The 18659-nt window shown below is 65.8% G+C and carries 21 protein-coding genes and 1 tRNA gene; 11 read left to right on the forward strand and 11 right to left on the reverse strand.

Annotation, left to right across the window (positions count from 1 at the left end):
- Window positions 1–7 precede the first annotated feature (7 nt).
- The 4 genes from WKW77_RS29135 to WKW77_RS29150 all read right to left on the reverse strand — a co-directional run bounded on the left by WKW77_RS29135 (window position 8) and on the right by WKW77_RS29150 (window position 4141).
- Window positions 8–2263 carry a RelA/SpoT family protein gene (locus WKW77_RS29135; protein ID WP_340360382.1) on the reverse strand — a complete coding sequence of 752 codons (2256 nt, stop codon included), beginning with the start codon at window positions 2261–2263 and terminating at the stop codon, window positions 8–10.
- A 91-nt stretch (window positions 2264–2354) separates the two neighbouring features.
- On the reverse strand, window positions 2355–2558 hold the full coding sequence (gene rpoZ, locus WKW77_RS29140) for a DNA-directed RNA polymerase subunit omega (RefSeq protein WP_093162973.1): 204 nt from the start codon (window positions 2556–2558) through the stop codon (window positions 2355–2357).
- 36 nt (window positions 2559–2594) lie between these two features.
- A complete protein-coding gene (gmk, locus tag WKW77_RS29145; protein ID WP_340360383.1) occupies window positions 2595–3215 on the reverse strand; it encodes a guanylate kinase in 621 nt (206 codons plus the stop codon).
- Between the two features lie 11 nt (window positions 3216–3226).
- Window positions 3227–4141 (reverse strand): YicC/YloC family endoribonuclease, encoded by a 915-nt coding sequence (locus WKW77_RS29150; protein ID WP_340360405.1) that lies wholly within the window; start codon window positions 4139–4141, stop codon window positions 3227–3229.
- Window positions 4142–4229: 88 nt separating this feature from the next.
- Here WKW77_RS29150 and WKW77_RS29155 point away from each other — a divergent pair, with 88 nt between their 5' ends.
- From WKW77_RS29155 to WKW77_RS29205, 11 genes are all read left to right on the forward strand, one after another.
- The gene (locus tag WKW77_RS29155; protein ID WP_340360406.1) at window positions 4230–5237 is read left to right on the forward strand and encodes a serine/threonine protein kinase; all 1008 of its coding nucleotides are present in this window, start codon (window positions 4230–4232) and stop codon (window positions 5235–5237) included.
- Between the two features lie 79 nt (window positions 5238–5316).
- A complete protein-coding gene (locus tag WKW77_RS29160) occupies window positions 5317–6222 on the forward strand; it encodes a PP2C family protein-serine/threonine phosphatase (RefSeq protein ID WP_340360384.1) in 906 nt (301 codons plus the stop codon).
- Window positions 6223–6250: 28 nt separating this feature from the next.
- A complete protein-coding gene (gene rph, locus WKW77_RS29165) occupies window positions 6251–6979 on the forward strand; it encodes a ribonuclease PH (protein WP_340360385.1) in 729 nt (242 codons plus the stop codon).
- Between the two features lie 23 nt (window positions 6980–7002).
- Window positions 7003–7602 (forward strand): RdgB/HAM1 family non-canonical purine NTP pyrophosphatase, encoded by a 600-nt coding sequence (rdgB, locus tag WKW77_RS29170; RefSeq protein ID WP_340360386.1) that lies wholly within the window; start codon window positions 7003–7005, stop codon window positions 7600–7602.
- A complete protein-coding gene (gene hemW / locus WKW77_RS29175) occupies window positions 7599–8855 on the forward strand; it encodes a radical SAM family heme chaperone HemW (RefSeq protein WP_340360387.1) in 1257 nt (418 codons plus the stop codon). Before rdgB ends, hemW begins: the two co-directional genes overlap by 4 nt.
- Before the next feature lie 14 nt (window positions 8856–8869).
- Complete coding sequence (locus WKW77_RS29180; protein WP_340360388.1) at window positions 8870–9538, forward strand: TetR/AcrR family transcriptional regulator; 669 nt, start codon at window positions 8870–8872, stop codon at window positions 9536–9538.
- A gap of 39 nt (window positions 9539–9577) precedes the next feature.
- A tRNA-Ser gene (locus tag WKW77_RS29185) sits at window positions 9578–9665 on the forward strand.
- A gap of 489 nt (window positions 9666–10154) precedes the next feature.
- Window positions 10155–10508 carry a hypothetical protein gene (locus WKW77_RS29190; protein WP_340360389.1) on the forward strand — a complete coding sequence of 118 codons (354 nt, stop codon included), beginning with the start codon at window positions 10155–10157 and terminating at the stop codon, window positions 10506–10508.
- Between the two features lie 21 nt (window positions 10509–10529).
- Window positions 10530–10874 carry an SH3 domain-containing protein gene (locus WKW77_RS29195; protein WP_340360390.1) on the forward strand — a complete coding sequence of 115 codons (345 nt, stop codon included), beginning with the start codon at window positions 10530–10532 and terminating at the stop codon, window positions 10872–10874.
- Window positions 10875–11002: 128 nt separating this feature from the next.
- Window positions 11003–11305 carry a DUF4124 domain-containing protein gene (locus tag WKW77_RS29200; RefSeq protein ID WP_340360391.1) on the forward strand — a complete coding sequence of 101 codons (303 nt, stop codon included), beginning with the start codon at window positions 11003–11005 and terminating at the stop codon, window positions 11303–11305.
- Between the two features lie 109 nt (window positions 11306–11414).
- Window positions 11415–11771, forward strand: coding sequence for an HU family DNA-binding protein (locus WKW77_RS29205; RefSeq protein ID WP_340360407.1), 357 nt, complete (start codon window positions 11415–11417; stop codon window positions 11769–11771).
- Between the two features lie 59 nt (window positions 11772–11830).
- Here WKW77_RS29205 and WKW77_RS29210 read toward each other — a convergent pair whose 3' ends face one another.
- The 7 genes from WKW77_RS29210 to WKW77_RS29240 all read right to left on the reverse strand — a co-directional run bounded on the left by WKW77_RS29210 (window position 11831) and on the right by WKW77_RS29240 (window position 18657).
- Complete coding sequence (locus WKW77_RS29210; protein WP_422823289.1) at window positions 11831–14077, reverse strand: heavy metal translocating P-type ATPase; 2247 nt, start codon at window positions 14075–14077, stop codon at window positions 11831–11833.
- A 76-nt stretch (window positions 14078–14153) separates the two neighbouring features.
- Window positions 14154–14408 carry a DUF1488 family protein gene (locus WKW77_RS29215; protein WP_340360392.1) on the reverse strand — a complete coding sequence of 85 codons (255 nt, stop codon included), beginning with the start codon at window positions 14406–14408 and terminating at the stop codon, window positions 14154–14156.
- Window positions 14409–14536: 128 nt separating this feature from the next.
- Window positions 14537–15187: an urease accessory protein UreG gene (ureG, locus tag WKW77_RS29220; RefSeq protein WP_093162991.1), complete on the reverse strand. Its 651-nt coding sequence runs from the start codon at window positions 15185–15187 to the stop codon at window positions 14537–14539.
- 94 nt (window positions 15188–15281) lie between these two features.
- Complete coding sequence (locus tag WKW77_RS29225; protein WP_340360393.1) at window positions 15282–15971, reverse strand: urease accessory protein UreF; 690 nt, start codon at window positions 15969–15971, stop codon at window positions 15282–15284.
- On the reverse strand, window positions 15971–16567 hold the full coding sequence (ureE, locus tag WKW77_RS29230) for an urease accessory protein UreE (RefSeq protein WP_340360394.1): 597 nt from the start codon (window positions 16565–16567) through the stop codon (window positions 15971–15973). Before ureE ends, WKW77_RS29225 begins: the two co-directional genes overlap by 1 nt.
- A 66-nt stretch (window positions 16568–16633) precedes the next feature.
- A complete protein-coding gene (gene ureC, locus WKW77_RS29235; RefSeq protein ID WP_340360395.1) occupies window positions 16634–18352 on the reverse strand; it encodes an urease subunit alpha in 1719 nt (572 codons plus the stop codon).
- A complete protein-coding gene (locus WKW77_RS29240) occupies window positions 18352–18657 on the reverse strand; it encodes an urease subunit beta (RefSeq protein ID WP_088958853.1) in 306 nt (101 codons plus the stop codon). The genes ureC and WKW77_RS29240 overlap by 1 nt, the downstream gene beginning before the upstream one ends.
- Window positions 18658–18659 lie beyond the last annotated feature (2 nt).

Genomic DNA, 18659 nt, shown 5'->3' on the forward strand with positions numbered 1-18659 from the left:
AGGACTTTCAGGGGACGGGAATCATCCGTGCGGCGGCGAGCACGGACGAGGTGCGGCGCACGGCCCGCAGCACGGCTTCGAGATGCGTGCGATCGCGCACCGCGATCACGAAGCGAAGGTCCGTCGAATCCTGCGGCGTTTCGTCGGCCATTTCGACGTGCGTGATGTCAGCTTCGGCATCGGCGAGCGCGGCCGCGACACGTGCGAGCACGCCCTTGTCGTTTCGCACGGTGATCACGACTCCGGCCTCAAACGTGCGAACCGGATCGTCGGCCCATTCGACCGCAAAGAACCGCTCGCTGTCCTTGTAGCGAAGCCGCTGTCCGACGCCGCATTCCTCTGTGTGAACCACGAGCCCTTCGCCGTGGCCCAGATAGCCGACGATGGGATCACCGGGGATCGGTCGGCAGCAGAGCGCGAACCGCACGGATGAATTCTCGCTGCCGTCCAGCGTCACCGCCCCTTGCGACACCCCATCGCTGGCCGCGAACCGCTCGCGGCTCAACATGAGCGCGTCGGGTTTCGCGCCCCGTTCGGCGAGCAGCGCCATGAGCCGCTTCGCCACGATGCTGGCGATGCGTTTGCCCAGGCCGATGTCGGTGAGCAGTTCGGATCGCGTGCGGTTGCCGGTGAAGCGCAGCAGCTTTTCCCAGGTCTGCTGGTGCTCGGCGTCGTCTTCGGGCAGCTTGCCCAATCCTTCGGCGCGCAGAGCCTGCGCGAGGAGCTTTTCGCCGAGACCTTCGGATTCCGCGTGGGCAAGCGTCTTCAGGTAGTGGCGAATCTTCGACCGCGCGCGCCCTGTGCGAACGAAACCGAGCCATGCAGGGTTCGGCGTGGAAACAGGGGCAGTGATGATCTCGACCACGTCGCCATTCTTGAGTTCGGTCCGCAGAGGCACCTGGTCGCCGTTGATGCGCGCAGCAGATGTGTGATCGCCGATGTTGCTGTGGATGGCATACGCGAAGTCGACCACGGTTGCACCGCGAGGAAGCGCCATGATCTGGCTCTTCGGAGTGAAGACGTAGACGGCATCGGGAAAGAGGTCGACCTTGACGTGATCCCAGAACTCCGCCGCGTCGCGCGTCTCATCCTGGATATCGAGCAGCGACTGGAGCCATTTCGCGCCTAGCCGGTCGCTGGTCGCCACCGTCGCCGGATCGGCCGCCTTGTACAGCCAGTGCGCAGCCACGCCGGATTCGGCCACCACGTGCATGGCTTCGGTGCGAAGCTGGAATTCGATGTTGACGCCCGCCGGGCCGACGAGCGTCGTGTGCAGCGACTGGTAGCCGTTGAGCTTGGCAATCGCGATGTGGTCCTTGAACTTGCCGGGCAGCGGCTTGTACATCTGGTGCAGGATGCCGAGCCCCGTGTAGCACGAGATCACCGTCGGCACGATCAGACGGAAGCCGTAGATGTCGGTGACCTGCGCAAAGCTCAGATGCTTCTCGACCATCTTGCGGTAGATGGAGTAGAGCGTCTTTTCCCGGCCCGCGATGCGCACGCTCATGTCCGAGGCGGCGAATGCGTTCTCGACTTCCTGCTGGACCTTCTGAATCAGGTCGCGTCGCCGTCCGCGCGCCTTGGCCACGGCCTTGGCGAGCACTGCGTAGCGCCAGGGCCGAAGATGCCGAAAGGAAAGATCCTGCAGTTCACGGTAAGTCTGGTTCAGGCCCAGTCGGTGCGCGATCGGGGCATAGATTTCGAGGGTCTCGCGCGAGATGCGTGCCCATTTTTCGCGCGGCGCGTCGTCGAGCGTGCGCATGTTGTGCGTCCGGTCGGCGAGCTTGACGAGGATCACGCGCACGTCGCGCGCCATCGCCAGAAGCATCTTGCGAAACGACTCCGCCTGATTCTCCTCGCGGGTGTTGAAGCGGAGCTTGTCGAGCTTGGTGAGGCCATCGACCAGTTCAGCCACCGGAGCGCCGAAACGCTCGATCAGTTCGGACTTCGTGACACCGCAGTCTTCGATCGCATCGTGCAGCAAGGCAGCCATCAAGGCCTGTGCGTCGAGCTTCCATTCCGCGCACTGAGCGGCCACTGCGATCGGATGCGTGATGTACGGCTCGCCGCTGTTGCGCAATTGACCCAGGTGGGCCTCATCCGCGAAACGATAGGCGCGCCGGACCAAGTCGACATCTTCGGTGCCCAGATAGTCGAGGCGATCGGTCAATGCGGCGAAACTGGCGGCGGCCGCGTTCAATGCCGCAGGGCTGGGCTGCGGACTTCTGCGTGCTTCTGACTGAGGCTTGACAACCGCGCTCATGAGCACCACTTTAGCGTGGCTGCGCCTAAGACGCATTCAGGCATAAAAAAAGCACCGCGTGCGGTGCTTCCTTGTTGCACGGCTACGTCAATTAGCCGGGAACCTTCTTGAGCATTTCGAGACCGATCTTGCCCTCTGCAATTTCGCGAAGTGCAGTAACGCCGGGTTTGTTCTTGCTCTCGATCTTGGGGGCATGACCTTGGCTCAGCATGCGCGCGCGATAGGTGGCGGCGAGTACGAGCTGGAAGCGGTTCGGGATTTGTTGCAGGCAATCTTCGACGGTGATGCGGGCCATGATGATCTTTCGGCAGTGTGCGGGACGTTGGGCGGATCAGGGGATGTTCAGTGCGGCAAAGGTGCCAGCACGTGCGCGGCGCTGTGCTGAGTAGCGAAGCCGCTGAGCGTGGACGATCGCCTTCAGGTCGAAAAGTGCGCGCTCAAATACCTCGTTGATTATAACGAAATCGAACGCCGACGCCTGCGCCATCTCTTCTGCGGCGTTCCGCAGGCGAAGTTCGATGACCTCCGGGCTGTCTTCTCCGCGGCGCTCGAGCCGGGAACGCAGTTCTTCCCAACTGGGGGGCAGGATGAAGATCATCACTGCGTTGGCAAACGCCTTGCGGATCTGCAGTGCGCCCTGGAAGTCGATTTCGAGAACGACGTCCGCTCCTTGCGCAATACGCTCTTCGATCGCCTTCTTCGATGTGCCGTAGCGCCGGCCGTGGACGTGCGCCCACTCCACGAATCCGTCGGCCGCCACCATGACGTCGAATTCGGGCTCGGATACGAAGAAATACTCGCGCCCATGCTTTTCCTGGCCACGCGGCGCCCGGGTGGTATGCGAGACCGAAGGCTGGACGGCGGAGTCGAGTTCCATCAGCGCCTTGACCAGGCTCGATTTGCCCGCGCCGCTGGGCGCTGCGACCACGAAGATGTTGCCGGGGTAATCCATGGATTCCGTTTCTATTCGATGTTCTGGACCTGCTCGCGCATCTGCTCGATGAGGACCTTCATGTCCACGCCGATGCGGGTCAGCTCGAGCGTGGCGGATTTCGAGCCGAGGGTGTTGGCCTCGCGGTGAAGTTCCTGGATCAGGAAGTCGAGTCGCTTGCCGATCTCGCCGCCTTTCTTCACGAGCCGTTCGATCTCGTCGAGGTGGGAGTTCAGTCGGGTCAGTTCCTCCGCGACATCGATCCGGATCGCGAACGCGGTGGCTTCGGTCAGGGCGCGGTCCTGGGCGGCTTCGGGCGGCGTGCCGCCGCTCAGGCCCATCGCTTCCTGCCAGCGTTCGAGAAATCGTGTGCGCTGCTGCTCCACCAGTTGCGGGACCAGCGGCAAGGCCTGGGTGGCAAGCGCACGAAGTTGCGCGAGATGGTCCTGCAGCATGCGGGCAAGGCGTCCCCCTTCGCGTTCGCGTGCAGAGAGCAGGTCCTTGAGGGCCTTTTCGGTGACGTCGGTCAGGTCCGCAGCCCAGTCGCCCTTGGCGACGCTGTCGCCGGCCGCGAGCCGCAGCACGTCGGCCACGCTGAGGTCGCGCGCATCCGGCAGCCAGGCCTTGATGTGGTCCTGGACGGCATTGAGGCGCTGAAGCAGCTTCGTGGACGGATCGCCGATACCGGACGCTGCCCCGCTGTCGATCGCGGCGCGCAGCTCGACCTTGCCCCGTTTCAGCTTCGCCGTGAGCATTTCGCGCAAGGCGGGTTCGTGCTGCCGCAGCTCTTCGGGCAGCTTGAAGGTCAGGTCGAGAAATCGGCTGTTGACCGAGCGTATTTCGACACCGAGCCGAGGGGTGGCATGAGCCCGTGGTTCGGCTTCAGGGTGGCTGCCGGCGGGGCTGTTCTGCCCGCTGGCGTAGCCGGTCATGCTGTAAACTGGCATCGCGCCTCGCTGTGATCTGTTGTTGCACCGTGGCGTCGGCACAGCGTTCGCTTGCCGCACCTTCGCCTTCGGGCGAAACTCCCGGATTATGTCAAAGGTCAAACCTTCGCCTCTGCTGCCCGACACGGTGATCGGTGGCTACCGAATCGTGCGCCGGCTTTCCGCCGGCGGCTTCGGGGTCGTCTATCTGGCCGTCGACCAAAGCGGGCAGCAGGTCGCCATCAAGGAATATCTGCCTTCGTCCCTGGCAACGCGGGGAACGGGGGAATTGGCGCCGCAGGTTCCGCCCGAGAAGCTGTCGCTCTATCGGCTCGGGCTGAAGAGTTTTTTCGAGGAAGGCCGGTCGCTCGCACAGATTTCGCACGCCTCGGTGGTGAGCGTGCTCAATTTCTTCCGCGAGAACGAAACCGTCTACATGGTCATGAACTACTTGGAGGGCGCGACCCTGCAGGACTTCGTCGTCACCGCGCGCGACCTGAAGAAGCAGAAGGTATTCCGCGAATCGACGATTCGATCGCTCTTCGACGAGATTCTTCGGGGCCTGCGCATCGTCCACCAGCACAAGATGCTGCACCTGGACATCAAGCCGGCCAACATCTTCGTCACCGACGACGACAGGGCGGTGATGATCGATTTCGGCGCCGCGCGCGAGGTGCTGTCGAAGGAAGGCAACTTCATCCGGCCGATGTACACCCCCGGCTTCGCGGCGCCCGAGATGTACCGTCGCGATTCCTCGATGGGACCGTGGACCGACATCTACGCCATCGGCGCCTGCATCTACGCCTGCATGCAGGGTTATCCCCCCAACGACGCGCCGCAGCGTATCGAGAAGGACCGCCTCGGGCTTTCGCTCTCCCGGCTGCGCGGCATCTATTCGGACAATCTGATCGAGGTTGTCGAATGGTGCATGTCGCTCGATCCGCTTTCGCGCCCGCAGTCGGTGTTTGCGCTGCAAAAGGAACTGAGCCGCGAAGGCGAGCGCCGCTACACCAAGCTCACGGTGGGCGAGAAGGTCCGCCTGTCCATCGACAACATGCGTTCCCCTGAAAAGAAAGGGCTGCCGAAGGCGGCGGCTCCCACCACACGTCCCGCATGACCCCCCAAGCTCATCACTTCGTGTATTCGCTGCCCCCCCGGGGGGGGCTCAGTGCCCTTCGGGCGGCCGGGCAGGCACTGTGAAGTTCTCCGTCTTCCAGGTCAGTCGCAAGGGCGGTCGTCTCAAGAACGAAGACCGCATGGGCTATTGCTACACGCGCGAATCGGGCCTGTTCGTGCTGGCCGATGGCATGGGCGGGCACCCCGAGGGCGAAGTCGCGGCCCAACTCGCGCTGCAGACCATCGCGGCGCTCTACCAGCGCGAGGCGAGGCCGGTCGTCAAGGACGTGAAGGCGTTCCTCACGGCTTCCGTGATGGCCGCGCATCAGCAGATCATGCGATATGCCGGCAACAAGGGCATGCTCGACACGCCGCGCACCACGGTGGTCTCGGCAGTCATTCAAGACAACACGGCGACCTGGATTCATTGCGGCGATTCCCGGCTCTACGTGGTTCGCGACGGCGCCTTGCTGATGCGCACCCGCGACCATTCGCATGCCGAGCGGCCGCGCGTCGGTGGCGGGCCGGAGCCGGTCAACCGCAACCTGCTGCTCACCTGCCTGGGTTCGCCGACGCCGCCGCTCTTCGACGTCTCGGCGCCGCTGCAGCTGCAGCGCGGCGACCGCATCATGCTGTGCTCCGACGGCGTCTGGGGCGTCCTCGACGACAGCGTGATCATCCATGTGCTCTCGTCCGGCAAGCCGGTGTCGGATGCCGCGCCCGACCTGGCCGAAATGGCGCTGCGCAACGGCGGCACCCACAGCGACAACGTGACCCTGATCGCGCTCGAATGGGAAACGCCCGACGCCCCGGGGCAGAAGCGCGGCGTTTCCACCGACAGCATCAGCGATGGCGTGTTCGCGTCCACCATCCAGGCCGGCATGCCTTCGGACAGCGAGCTCGACGATCTCGACGAGGACGCCATCGAGCGGTCGATCGCCGAGATCAACGAAGCGATCAAGCGATCCGCCGCGCGCAAGGGCTAGGCCTTTCTTTTCTTTTCCGTTCATCACCATGACTGATTTCGTACGAAGCGGCGCCCGTGCCGCAGACCAGCTGCGCCCGGTTCGCATCACCCGTGGCTTCACCATCCATGCCGAAGGTTCGGTGCTGATCGAGTTCGGCCAGACGCGCGTGCTCTGCACCGCCTCGGTCGAAGAGAAGGTGCCGCCGCACAAGCGCGGCAGCGGTGAGGGCTGGGTCACGGCCGAGTACGGCATGCTCCCGCGCGCCACGCACACCCGCAGCGACCGCGAAGCCGCACGCGGCAAGCAGAGCGGCCGGACGCAGGAGATCCAGCGTCTCATCGGCCGCTCGATGCGCGCGGTCTTCGACCTGGCCGCGCTCGGCGAGCGCACCATCCACCTCGACTGCGACGTGCTCCAGGCCGATGGCGGCACCCGCACCGCGGCGATCACCGGGGCCTTCGTGGCGGCGCAGGACGCGGTCAACAAGCTGCTCGACGAAGGCCGGATCGCCGCCTCGCCGATCCGCGGCCATGTGGCGGCCATTTCGGTCGGCATCGTGCAGGGCACGCCGCTGCTCGACCTCGAATACACCGAGGATTCGGCCTGCGACACCGACATGAACGTGGTGATGACCGGCGCCGGCCACTTCGTGGAAGTACAGGGCACCGCCGAGGGCGCCGCCTTCTCCCGAGAGGAGATGAACCAGCTGCTCGCGCTGGCCGAGAAGGGCATCACCGAGCTGATCGGCCTGCAGACCCAGGCGCTCGCAGGCTGAAGGCCCCCGACACGGAAGCCGTGATGAAACTGGTCCTCGCATCCAACAACGCCGGCAAGCTCGCTGAATTGCAGGCCTTGTTCGCGCCGCTCGACGTGACTCTGGTTCGCCAGTCGGAGCTCGGTGTCGGCGAGGCCGAGGAGCCCTTCCGCACCTTCGTCGAGAACGCGCTGGCCAAGGCGCGCCATGCGTCCGCGCACACCGGCCTGCCCGCCATCGCGGACGATGCCGGCCTTTGCGTGGAAGCCTTCGGCGGCCTGCCGGGCGTGGACACCGCGTTCTATGCGACGAAGTTCGGCTACGAGAAGGGCGACGCGAACAACGTGCGCGCGTTGCTTGAACAACTGGCTGGCCAGTCCGACCGCCGCGCTGCGCTGGTCAGCACGCTGGTCGCGCTGCGCGGCGCGGACGACCCCGAGCCGCTGATCGCCGTCGGACGGGTGGCAGGCCTGATTGCGAAGGAGCCGGTGGGCGACAACGGCTTCGGCTTCGATCCGGTGATGTTCCTGCCGCAGTTCGGCAAGACCTTCGCCCAGCTCTCCGCCGACGTGAAGAACGCGAACAGCCATCGCGGACAGGCGGCGCGTGCGATGCTGGCGCTGATGCGCGAGCGCTGGTCGTGAGCGAGATCATCCCGATCGTTGCCAACCGCGACAGCGCGCCCGACGGCGCTGCCGGCGCGAACGATGCGCTGCACCAGATGCGACCGGGCCCGCTCCAGCTGTCGGCGCTGCCGCCGCTGTCGCTGTACGTCCATCTTCCGTGGTGCCTTCGCAAGTGCCCCTACTGCGACTTCAATTCCCACGAGTGGCGAAACGATGCGGGCGAGCTGCCCGAGCAGCGCTACCTGGATGCGCTGGTGGCCGACCTGGATGCGGCGCTGCCGCTGGTCTGGGGCCGAACGGTCCACACCATTTTCATCGGCGGTGGCACGCCGAGCCTGTTCTCGCCCGCCGCCATCGACCGGCTGATCGGCGATCTGCGCGCGCGGCTCAAGCTCGCGCCCGATTGCGAGATCACGCTCGAGGCCAATCCGGGCACCTTCGAGCGCGACCGTTTCCGCGCCTACCGTGCGGCGGGCGTGACCCGGCTGTCGGTGGGGGTGCAGTCCTTCAACGATGACCATCTGAAGGCGCTCGGGCGCGTTCACGATCGCGCCCAGGCCATCGCGGCAGTGGAAGAGGCCGCGGCCACATTCGACACCTTCAACCTCGACCTGATGTACGCGTTGCCGGGCCAGACGCTGGAGCAACTCGACGCCGACCTTTCTCAGGCGCTTGCGCTGGCGCCGCCGCACCTGTCGGTCTACCACCTGACGATCGAGCCGAACACCTACTTTGCCAAGTACCCGCCCAAAGTGCCCGAAGACGATGCCGCCTACGCGATGCTCGACCGGATCACCGAGCGCACCTTGGCGGCAGGCCTCGGGCGCTACGAGATCTCCGCCTATGCACGCGCCGGCCACCAGTGCGCGCACAATTTGAACTATTGGCAGTTCGGGGACTATCTTGGTATCGGCGCCGGTGCGCACGGCAAGCTCAGCTTTGCGCATCGCGTGGTGCGGCAGGTGCGTTTCCGCGAGCCCGGGCTCTACATGGACAAGGCGCTCGCGGGCCATGCCGTCGCGCAGAGCGACGATGTCGGCATTGCCGCACTGCCGTTCGAGTTCATGCTCAATGCGCTGCGGCTGAGGGAAGGGTTTACGCTTGCGCAGTTCGGGGAGCGGACGGGGATGGCCATCACGGCCATCCAGCGCGGCCTGGAGGAGGCCGAGCGCAAAGGGTTGATCGGGCGCGACCTGGCGCGCGTTTGGCCGACGACGCGCGGATTCGATTTCCTGAGCGATCTTCAGGCGATCTTTCTGCCGGACACATAAGAAGGGACACTGCCATGGACAACAACATCGAATCTCCTGAGGTCAAGCGCCGGTCACGCGGAAGACCCAGCCCGGAGCAGGCGATCGCGCTGCGCGAATCCTTCCTTGCGGCAGCGCTCGAATCCTTCTTGGAAAAGGGCTACGCGGCCACCAGCATCGAGGCGATCGCCCGGGAGGCCGGCGTCGCCAAGATCACGATCTATCGTCAGTTCGACAACAAGGAAGCCCTGTTCCGCGAGGTGGTGCACCGCGCCGTGACGGGGGCCCGCGAGACCATGCAGTCCACGCTGGTGCAGCACGGTCAGGACCAGCGGCAGGTGCTGCTCGACCTCATCGAGCGCATGTACCTGAGCGCCACCGAGCCGAAGACGCTTGCGCTGTTGCGCCTCGTGATCGCCGAGGCAGTCCGTTTTCCCGAACTCGCCAAGTCGCTCTATGCCGAAAACAGCTATGTGCTCGCGCCGGTGGTCGAGTACCTCGCCGAGGCTCATCGCGCGGGAACACTGCACGTGCCCCAGCCCGAACTTGCCGCGGTGCAGCTGTCGACGCTGGCTTTCGGCGGCGTTCGCTTCTTCATTTCCAAGCCGCTGGCCGGGCCCGAAGAGCGCCGCGTCTGGGCCGAGGGCATTGCCGACATGGTCCTGCAAGGCTGGGCGCCGAGAAGCCCGCAGCGCAGCGACTAAAATCCCGCTCCTGCTCGTATGCAACGCAAGGGCAGTCCAGGAGAGTTGGGTGAGTGGTTTAAACCAGCAGTCTTGAAAACTGCCGACGAGCAATCGTCCGTGAGTTCGAATCTCACACTCTCCGCCAGCGATCGGCGTCTCTCAGGGTGGCTCGGGCCGATCGACACGCGGCCCCATCCTTTTGCCCATTCGCCGGCGGTGCGACGGCGGTGTTTCGGTGTGAGTTGGTATTGCTAGCTCGCCCGGTTATCGAGGTGCGAAGGCAGCCAGCCCACTACAACCACTTGACCTTCTTCGTCCCAGAAGAAGTAGAGGCGGAAGCCGAACCGGCGGTCTCTCGAATTCCTACCTTTGAGATGACGGTTCATCGGACAACGCTTTCCACGGGAGCGTGGGCAAGGTGGTGGACACCTGCGGCGGTGCGCCATGCAGAGAGAACCTATGCCCTTGAAGACGAAAGTCTGAAGACATGAACGGAAGGCGAGACACGCCTTCCGTTTGCAAAAGTCCTTGAGCAACTCGCCGTCATTGGGCCCGCCTCCCCCAAACGAAAGACTTGGCAAACCTTGTGGACGGAGCCAAACTCCGCGCCTTCTCAACTCGCAAGGAGAAGCCCGTGAAATCCATCTATCACATCGCATCCAGGGCTTTGATCGCAGGGGGTGCGGTGATGGTGGCGGCAAGTGCCTTCGCTCAGGCCACCGTCACTTGCGAAGATCCGCGCGTCGACCGGACCGCCTGCTACCGCGAAGCGGCGGCAGCGCAAGAGGCCAAGCGACAAGGCCGTCTGAACAGCCCGGGCGGCTACGACGAAAACGCGCTGAAGCGTTGCCAGCGCCAGCCCGCCGGCCACGCGCGCACGGCTTGCGAGAAACGTGTGACCGGTGCCGGCAACACCACGATGCACGGCAGCGTGCAAGGCGGAGGCAAGATCCGTCGCAACGAGATGCCGGTTGAGCCGAAGAAGTAACTGCCCCTGGCGAGGGTGCCCATGCCGCGAGTCTTCGTCCGGCCGGTGTTCGTCGCCGCATCGCTGCTGCTGCCGCTGTGTGCAATGGCGTTCACGACGGCGACCACGCGGGCGCTCAACGTGCGCGCCGGGCCGGGGACTTCGTTCCGCGTCGTCACGGTCCTTCCGGCGCGCACGCAGTTGCGGGTGAACAGTTGCATGCCCGGCTGGCGCTGGTGCGACATCGCAGCGCGGCGCCATCAAGGCTGGGTGGACTCCCGCTACCTCCAGCATTCGGTGCGCGGACGGGTTCCAATCGTGAACGACCGAAGGCGGCCGCCGGGGCCTTCGCAGCCGACTCCCTGGCCGCAACGGCCGTCTGGCTAGATCGATCTTGACGCCTCGAAGGCCGCCGCGTGCGGCCTTTTTCACGAAGCGCGTGACCATAACGAAGAATCCGCGGGCGGGTTGAACGATGTCGTTAACATGTCGTAACAACTCAGAAGGCGCGATACATGCCATCCAAGGTTCTGCACGTTTTCCAGGCCGCGCTCGTGATGGCGATCGGCATCACGAGCGTTTCCGCCTCGGCCGAGATCCACCGCTGCAAGGATGACAAGGGACAGACTGTCCTGTCGGACCGGCCCTGCGGCGCGGCATTCACCGGCGACACGCTGCGTTCGTCGTCCCCCGGAACCGGCGCCGATCGCGTGACCGCAGCCCAGATGCGCACCGGCCGCACCGGCGACGTCGCCGCGCAGTATTCCTTCATGGCGGACCATGCTTCGAGGTCCTCCAGGAAGACCTCGGAGAGGTAGTCCGGAAGGGCCGCATTCGCGCTGCCCTATACTCCGCGCCGCTTGCAGCTTGTCTCGAATGCTGCGCCGCCATCGGCAACATGGCGTTATTCAATCAAAGGAAATTCTCGTGAACCGTATCGAACTGGTCGAAAAGATCGCAACCGCCCACAACGTCAGCAAGGCAGAAGCCGCCCGCATCCTGGAAACGGTGACGGGTTCCATCATTGCCGCAGTGAAGAAGGGTGACCCGGTTCAGCTCATCGGCTTCGGCACCTTCAAGCAAGTGGCCCGCGCCGCTCGTACCGGCTTCAACCCGCAAGCCGGCGCCAAGATCAAGATCGCAGCGCAGAAGGTGCCGAAGTTCGTGCCGGGCGCAGCGTTCAAGGCTGCGATCGACCCGAAGGCCGCCAAGCGCAAGGCCGAGAAGGCTGCGGCCAAGCCCGCGGCCAAGAAGGCAGCACCCGCCAAGAAGGCGAAGAAATAATTCGCCGCAGCCCTGGGGCTGCACGCGACGACAACGGCCCTTCGGGGCCGTTTTCTTTTTCAGCGCGCAACGCCGCGCAGCAGTCGCAGGCCGTTGCCGACCACCAGCAGGCTCGCGCCCATGTCCGCGAACACGGCCATCCACATCGTCGCGCTGCCGAACACCGCCAGCACGAAGAACACCACCTTGATCGCGAGCGCGAGGCTGATGTTCTGCCAGAGCACCGCATGCGTGCGGCGCGACAGCCTGATCGTCTCCGCGATGCGGCCGAGGCGGTCGTTCATGATCACCACGTCGGCCGCTTCCATGGCGGTATCGGTGCCGGCCGCGCCCATGGCGAATCCGATGTCGGCCTGCGCCAGCGCGGGCGCGTCGTTGATGCCGTCGCCGGCCATCGCCGTGGCGCCGTAGCGCGTGCGCATCTCGCGGATCACATCGAGCTTGTCCTGCGGCAGCAGCCCGCCTCGCGCATCGGTGATGCCGGCGTCGCGCGCCACGGCCTGCGCGGTGGCCTGGTTGTCGCCGGACAGCATGACGGGCGTGACGCCCAGCGCCCGGAGCTGCGCGATGGCATTCGCCGCATCCGACCGGAGCGTGTCGGCGATCGCGAAGACGCCGAGCACGCCGCGTTCGCTCGCCAGCAGCGTCACGGTGCGGCCGAGCGCTTCGTGCGTGGCGAGTTCCGCCTCGAGCCTCGCATCCGATTGGCCGCGTTCCCTGATGAGCCGGTGGTTGCCCAGAACCAGCGCCTCCGCGCCCACCGTGCCGGCGACTCCGCGGCCGGGCAGCGCGGCGAAGCCATCGACCTCGACGACATCGACGTCCAGCCCCTGCGCAATGGCTTTCGAGACTGGATGGTCCGACCTCGCGGCCAGCGATTTCGCGAGCCGGGAGACGGTGACTTCGTCTGCCTGCATGCCGCCCCACGCGCTGAATGCCACGAGCTTCGGCGCGCCTTCGGTGAGGGTGCCGGTCTTGTCCAGCGCGACCGCCTTGATGAGCCGCGCATCTTCGAGGTACGTGCCGCCCTTGATCAGGATGCCCCGCCGCGCGGCGGCCGCGAGGCCGCTGACGATCGTCACCGGCGTCGAGATCACCAGTGCGCAGGGGCAGGCGATGACCAGCAGCACCAGCGCCTTGTAGATCGACGCCAGCCATGCCCAGCCGAGAAACAGCGGCGGAAGGACCGCAACCGCAACGGCCAACGCGAAGACCACCGGCGTGTAGACGGCCGCGAAGCGGTCCACGAAGCGTTGCGTCGGGGCGCGCGAGCCCTGCGCCTCCTCGACGGCGTGGATGATGCGTGCGAGCGTGGTGTCGCTGGCCGCAGCCGTCACGCGGAACTCGATCTCGCCGTGCCCGTTGACCGTGCCCGCGAAGACGGCATCGCCGGGTTCCTTGTCGACCGGGATGCTTTCGCCGGTGACGGGCGACTGGTCGATGCTGCTGCTGCCTCGCACCACGATGCCGTCGAGCGCGAGCCGCTCCCCGGGCTTCACGCGCGCGATGGCACCGATCGCGACGGCCGTGGCCGGCATGCGCAGCCAGGTGCCATCCGCCTGCCGCACCTCGGCATCGCTCGGCGCGAGATCGACCAGTGCCTTGATCGCATTGCGCGCACGGTCCACCGAGCGCGCCTCGATCAGCTCGGCGATCGCATACAGCGCCATCACCATTGCCGCTTCTGGCCATTGGCCAATGACGAATGCGCCCGTCACCGCCACCGACATCAGCGCGTTGATGTTGAGCCGGGCCTGCCGCAGTGCGTTCAGGCCCTTGACGTAGGTTTCGAGGCCGGCGAGTCCGATCGCGATGGCGGCGATCGCCATGCCCAAGACTTTCCAAGCCGTGGCGTCGGGCGCGAAGTAGGCGACGCCTTCGGCCGCGAATGCCAGCGCGAGCGCGGCAGCGAGGCGCCGATAGCCGCCGGCCTGTTCGTGATCGTGCGCATGCGTGTTTTCGCCGCCGGTGTGCGTCGACGGCGCGCCCAGGGGCGAGGGCGCATAGCCGGCCTTCCGGATCGCATCGAGCGCCAGCGTCACGGCGCCCGGGGTGCCGTCGATCCGGAGCGTGCGCTGGCCGAGTTGGAAGTGCAGCCCGCGGATGCCGTCGATAGGCTCGACCGCGCGGCGGATGTCGGATTCTTCCGCGCTGCAATCCATGGTGGGAATGTGAAAGGTGTTGTCCGCGACGGGCCCGATCGGGGCGGCGGCTTCGGGTGCGTGGTCGGCGGCGCAGCAGTGGTCATGTGCGCCATGGGCGCCGTGCAGGCTGCCGACAGGTGTTTCCGGGGAGCTTCTTGCCATGTCCGCATTGGAAACCCTGAAGTGACTACAAGGTCAAGTCATGGTGCGCACCGTCCCCCGATGGTGCGGGGCGGCGTCAGAAATCGGCGCTGTGCAGGCAGATGGCTTCGTTCGGATTGGCGCGGTAGCGCTCCATCGCGAGCGCATCGATCGAGTCGGAGTTCTGCGCGTAGGCCTGCACGAGCTTTTCCTGGCCCTGCGGAGCATGGAAGCGCTTGTGGAGCGCCTCCTCGTCGATACGCGCAATGATGCGCGCACCGTCGTAGCCATCCGGGTAGATGGCGAACTGAACGCTGGCGGCCGCGGGGAGGAAGATTGCTTCGGAAGCCATGATGGATCTCGACTGCTGACTCGTTTCAAAGAGTGTCTGACGTAACTGCAACGTCGAAAATAGGTCCTTTGTCCTATAACCCCTCAGCAAGTTGCGGACCATTTCACGGTCCGCCCGGCCAACATGTTTCAGTGCGCGGTGAGCATGCCGCGGTCCTCGATGAAGGCGACCACATCGGCGAGGCCGGACAGCGTCTTGAGATTGGTCATGACGAAGGGGCGCTGCTTGCGCATGCGTTTCGTGTCGGCTTCCATCACGCCGAGATCCGCACCGACGTGGGGCGCGAGATCGGTCTTGTTGATCACGAAAAGATCGCTCTTGGTGATGCCGGGCCCGCCCTTGCGCGGGATCTTCTCGCCGGCGGCGACGTCGATGACGTAGATCGTGAGGTCCGACAGCTCGGGGCTGAAGGTCGCGGCGAGGTTGTCGCCTCCCGACTCGACGAACACCACGTCGGCGTCGGGAAACTGGGCCAGCATCCGGTCGATGGCTTCGAGATTGATCGATGCGTCCTCGCGGATCGCGGTGTGCGGACAGCCGCCGGTCTCCACGCCCATGATGCGTTCGGCCGGCAGGGCCCCGGCGACGGTCAGCAGGCGCTGGTCCTCCTTGGTGTAGATGTCGTTGGTGATCGCGACGAGGTCGTACTTGTCGCGCATCGCCTTGCAGAGCATTTCCAGCAGCGTCGTCTTGCCCGAACCGACCGGGCCCCCGATGCCGACGCGCAGCGGCGGCAGTTTCTTGGTGCGATGGGGAATGTGGTGAAGGGCGGAGGACATGGGTTATGCCTCGCGACGAGCCGCCTCTAGCGAGGCATGCGTCCCCTCGGGGGGCAGCGAGTACACGAAGTGAGGAGCGTGGGGGTTCATGGTCTTAGCTTCTGAAGAGTCGCGAGTATTGGGATTCGTGCCGTGACGAGAGCACCGCCAGCATGGGCGAAAAGGCCTGCCGGTCGTCATCCGAGAGTTGGAGCGCATGCCGGACGGCCATAGGGATTTCCGATGCGAGCCGCGCCAGCATGCGCTGCCCGGCGCTCTGGCCGAGCGGGACCGCCTTGACCGCCGCGGCAGTCATGTTCTCGGCCCAGCCGAAGGCGAAGGCGAGGCAGGCGTCGTGCGCGCTGGCGTCGGTGCGGCTGGCAGCGAACGCGAAGGCGACGGGGTAGCTCGCGGGCAGCTTGTCGAAGACCTGCGCGGCGTCGTCGTGGTGCAGCTTCAGCCATTCGACGAAGGAGCGGCCCATCTGCTGGGTCTGCAACAGGAACTCGGACGACTCGCGGGTCTGGAAGACCCAGTCGTTGAGCGTGCCGATGCGCGACAGATCGCCGCTGCGCCACGCCGGGACCGCCTGCGCCACGATCGCGAGATCCGCTCGCGCGAGGCTCAGGTGCAGTTGGTCGGCCAGCCAGTCGGCCGCCTGCTTCTCGTTGCCGATCCCGGCCCATTCGATGCCCGCCTCCAGCCCCTCGGAATAGGAGAACCCGCCGACGGGAAGCGCCGGCGACGCCAGCCAGATCAGTTGCAGCAGGCTTGCGGCGGAGAGGGCAGCCGGCGCGTGGTCCATCAGTGCGAATGGCCGTGGCCGCGGTGTTCGTGCCCGTGATCGTGGTCGTGGTCGTGATGCGCATGCGTGCCGGAATAGGCATCGGGATGCAGCACCGGCCCCACGGGCGCGGTTCCGTGCGAATGGCCGTGGCTCGCACCGTGCGCCCCGTACGCGCCGCCTTCCGGCTCGAAGGCCTCTTCGCCTTCGCGCACGATGAGATGCATCGACCGCAGCATTCCCGCCAGCACGTGATCCGGCTCGATCTTCAGGTGATCGGGCTTCAGCTCGATCGGCACGTGCCGGTTGCCGAGGTGATAGGCGGCGCGCGTCAGATCGAACGGCGTGCCGTGTTCCGTGCAGTGCGTGATGACGAGGACCGGCTGCGGCGCCGCGATCACACGGATCAGCGAGCCGTCTTCCGCGATCAGCACGTCGCCGCCGCGCACCGCGGTGCCGCGCGGCAGGAAGACGCCGATCTGGCGGCCTTGCGAATCGGTGATGTCGAAGCGGCTCTTCTGGCGCACGTCCCAGTCGAGTTCGACGGTGGCGGCGCGCTTGAGCAGGACAGGCGCGAGGCCGCCGCCCTGGGGCATGAGTTTGTTGGCTGTGAGCATGGCAGGAGAAAAGTGTCGGATGAGGCGGATTGTCGATCCGCGCGCCATCCGCACCCGCAGAGAGGGCTAGAACAGGAAGTAGCGCTGCGTCATCGGCAGGGAAACCGCCGGATCGCAGGTCAGCAACTGCCCGTCCGCGCGCACGGCGTAGGTCTGCGGGTCCACCTCCATCTTCGGCGTGTACGCGTTGTGCACCATGTGCTGCTTGCGCACCCCGCGGATGTTCTTCACCGCGCTCAGTTGCTTCGCGAGCCCATAGCGCTGTCCGATGCCCGCTGCAAGTCCCGCTTGCGAGACGAAGGTCAGCGAACTCTTCGCGAGCGATCCACCGAAGGCGCCGAACATCGGCCGGTAGTGCACCGGCTGGGGCGTCGGGATCGATGCGTTCGGATCGCCCATCGCCGCCATCGCGATGGTGCCGCCCTTGAGGATCGCGAACGGCTTCACGCCGAAGAAGGCGGGCTTCCAGACCACGAGGTCGGCCCATTTGCCGACTTCGATGCTGCCTACTTCGTGCGAGATGCCGTGCGAGATCGCCGGGTTGATCGTGTACTTGGCCACGTAGCGCTTGGCGCGGAAGTTGTCGTTGCGCTCAGCGTCCTCGGGCAGCTTGCCGCGCTGCGCCTTCATCTTGTGGGCGGTCTGCCAGCAGCGAATGATCACCTCGCCGACGCGGCCCATGGCCTGGCTGTCGGAGCTGAACATGCTGATCGCACCCATGTCGTGCAGGATGTCCTCGGCCGCGATGGTCTCCTTGCGGATGCGGCTTTCGGCGAAGGCGAGGTCTTCGGCGATGCCCGCGTCGAGGTGATGGCACACCATGAGCATGTCGACGTGCTCGTCGAGCGTGTTCACCGTGTAGGGCATCGTCGGGTTGGTGGAGGAGGGCAGGAAGTTCGCCTCGCCCACCACCCGCAGGATGTCCGGCGCATGCCCGCCGCCCGCACCCTCGGTATGAAAGGCGCAGATCGCGCGGCCCTTCACCGCCGCGATGGTGTTCTCGACGAAGCCCGATTCATTGAGCGTGTCGCTGTGGATCGCCACCTGCGTGTCGGTCGCATCGGCCACGTCCAGGCAGTTGCTGATCGCGGCCGGCGTGGTGCCCCAGTCCTCGTGCAGCTTGAGGCCGATCACGCCCGCGTCGACCTGCTCGTGCAGCGAAGCGGGCAGGCTCGCGTTGCCCTTGCCGAGAAAGCCGAGGTTCATCGGAAAGGCATCGGCGGCCTGCAGCATGCGCTCGATGTGCCACGGGCCCGGCGTCGCGGTGGTCGCGAAGGTGCCGGTGGCGGGCCCGGTGCCGCCGCCCAGCATGGTCGTCACGCCCGAGGCCAGCGCCTCCTCGATCTGCTGCGGGCAGATGAAGTGGATGTGGCTGTCGATGCCGCCGGCGGTGACGATGTTGCCTTCGCAGCTGATCACCTCGGTGCCGGCGCCGATGACGATGTCCACGCCGGGCTGCACGTCCGGATTGCCGGCCTTGCCGATGGCGACGATGCGGCCGTCCTTCAGGCCGATGTCGGCCTTCACGATGCCCCAGTGGTCGAGGATCAGCGCGTTGGTCATCACGGTGTCGACCGTGCCTTCGGCGCGCGTGCGCTGGCCTTGCGCCATGCCGTCGCGGATGGTCTTGCCGCCGCCGAACTTGACCTCTTCGCCGTAGCCGCCGGCGTGCAGGGTGTAGTCCTCCTCGACCTCGATCACGAGGTCGGTGTCGGCGAGGCGAATGCGGTCGCCCACCGTGGGGCCGAAGATTTCGGCGTAGGCACGCCTTCCAATCGTTGCCATCAGAGCTTCCCTTGAACGAGTCCGCGGAATCCGTAGACCACGCGGTCGCCGGCGAAATCGACCAACTCGACGGTGCGCTGCTGGCCGGGCTCGAAACGCACCGCGGTTCCCGATGCGATGTTCAGCCGCATGCCGCGCGCGGCTTCGCGGTCGAAGCCCAAAGCGCCGTTGGTCTCGGCGAAGTGGTAGTGCGAGCCGACCTGGATCGGGCGGTCCGCGGTGTTCTGCACGACCAACGTGATCGTGCGGCGGCCGGGGTTCAGGACGTGGTCGCCTTCGTCGGTGATGAGTTCGCCGGGAATCATCG

The organism is Variovorax ureilyticus, from assembly GCF_037889935.1.
Classification (GTDB): Bacteria; Pseudomonadota; Gammaproteobacteria; order Burkholderiales; family Burkholderiaceae_C; genus Variovorax; species Variovorax ureilyticus.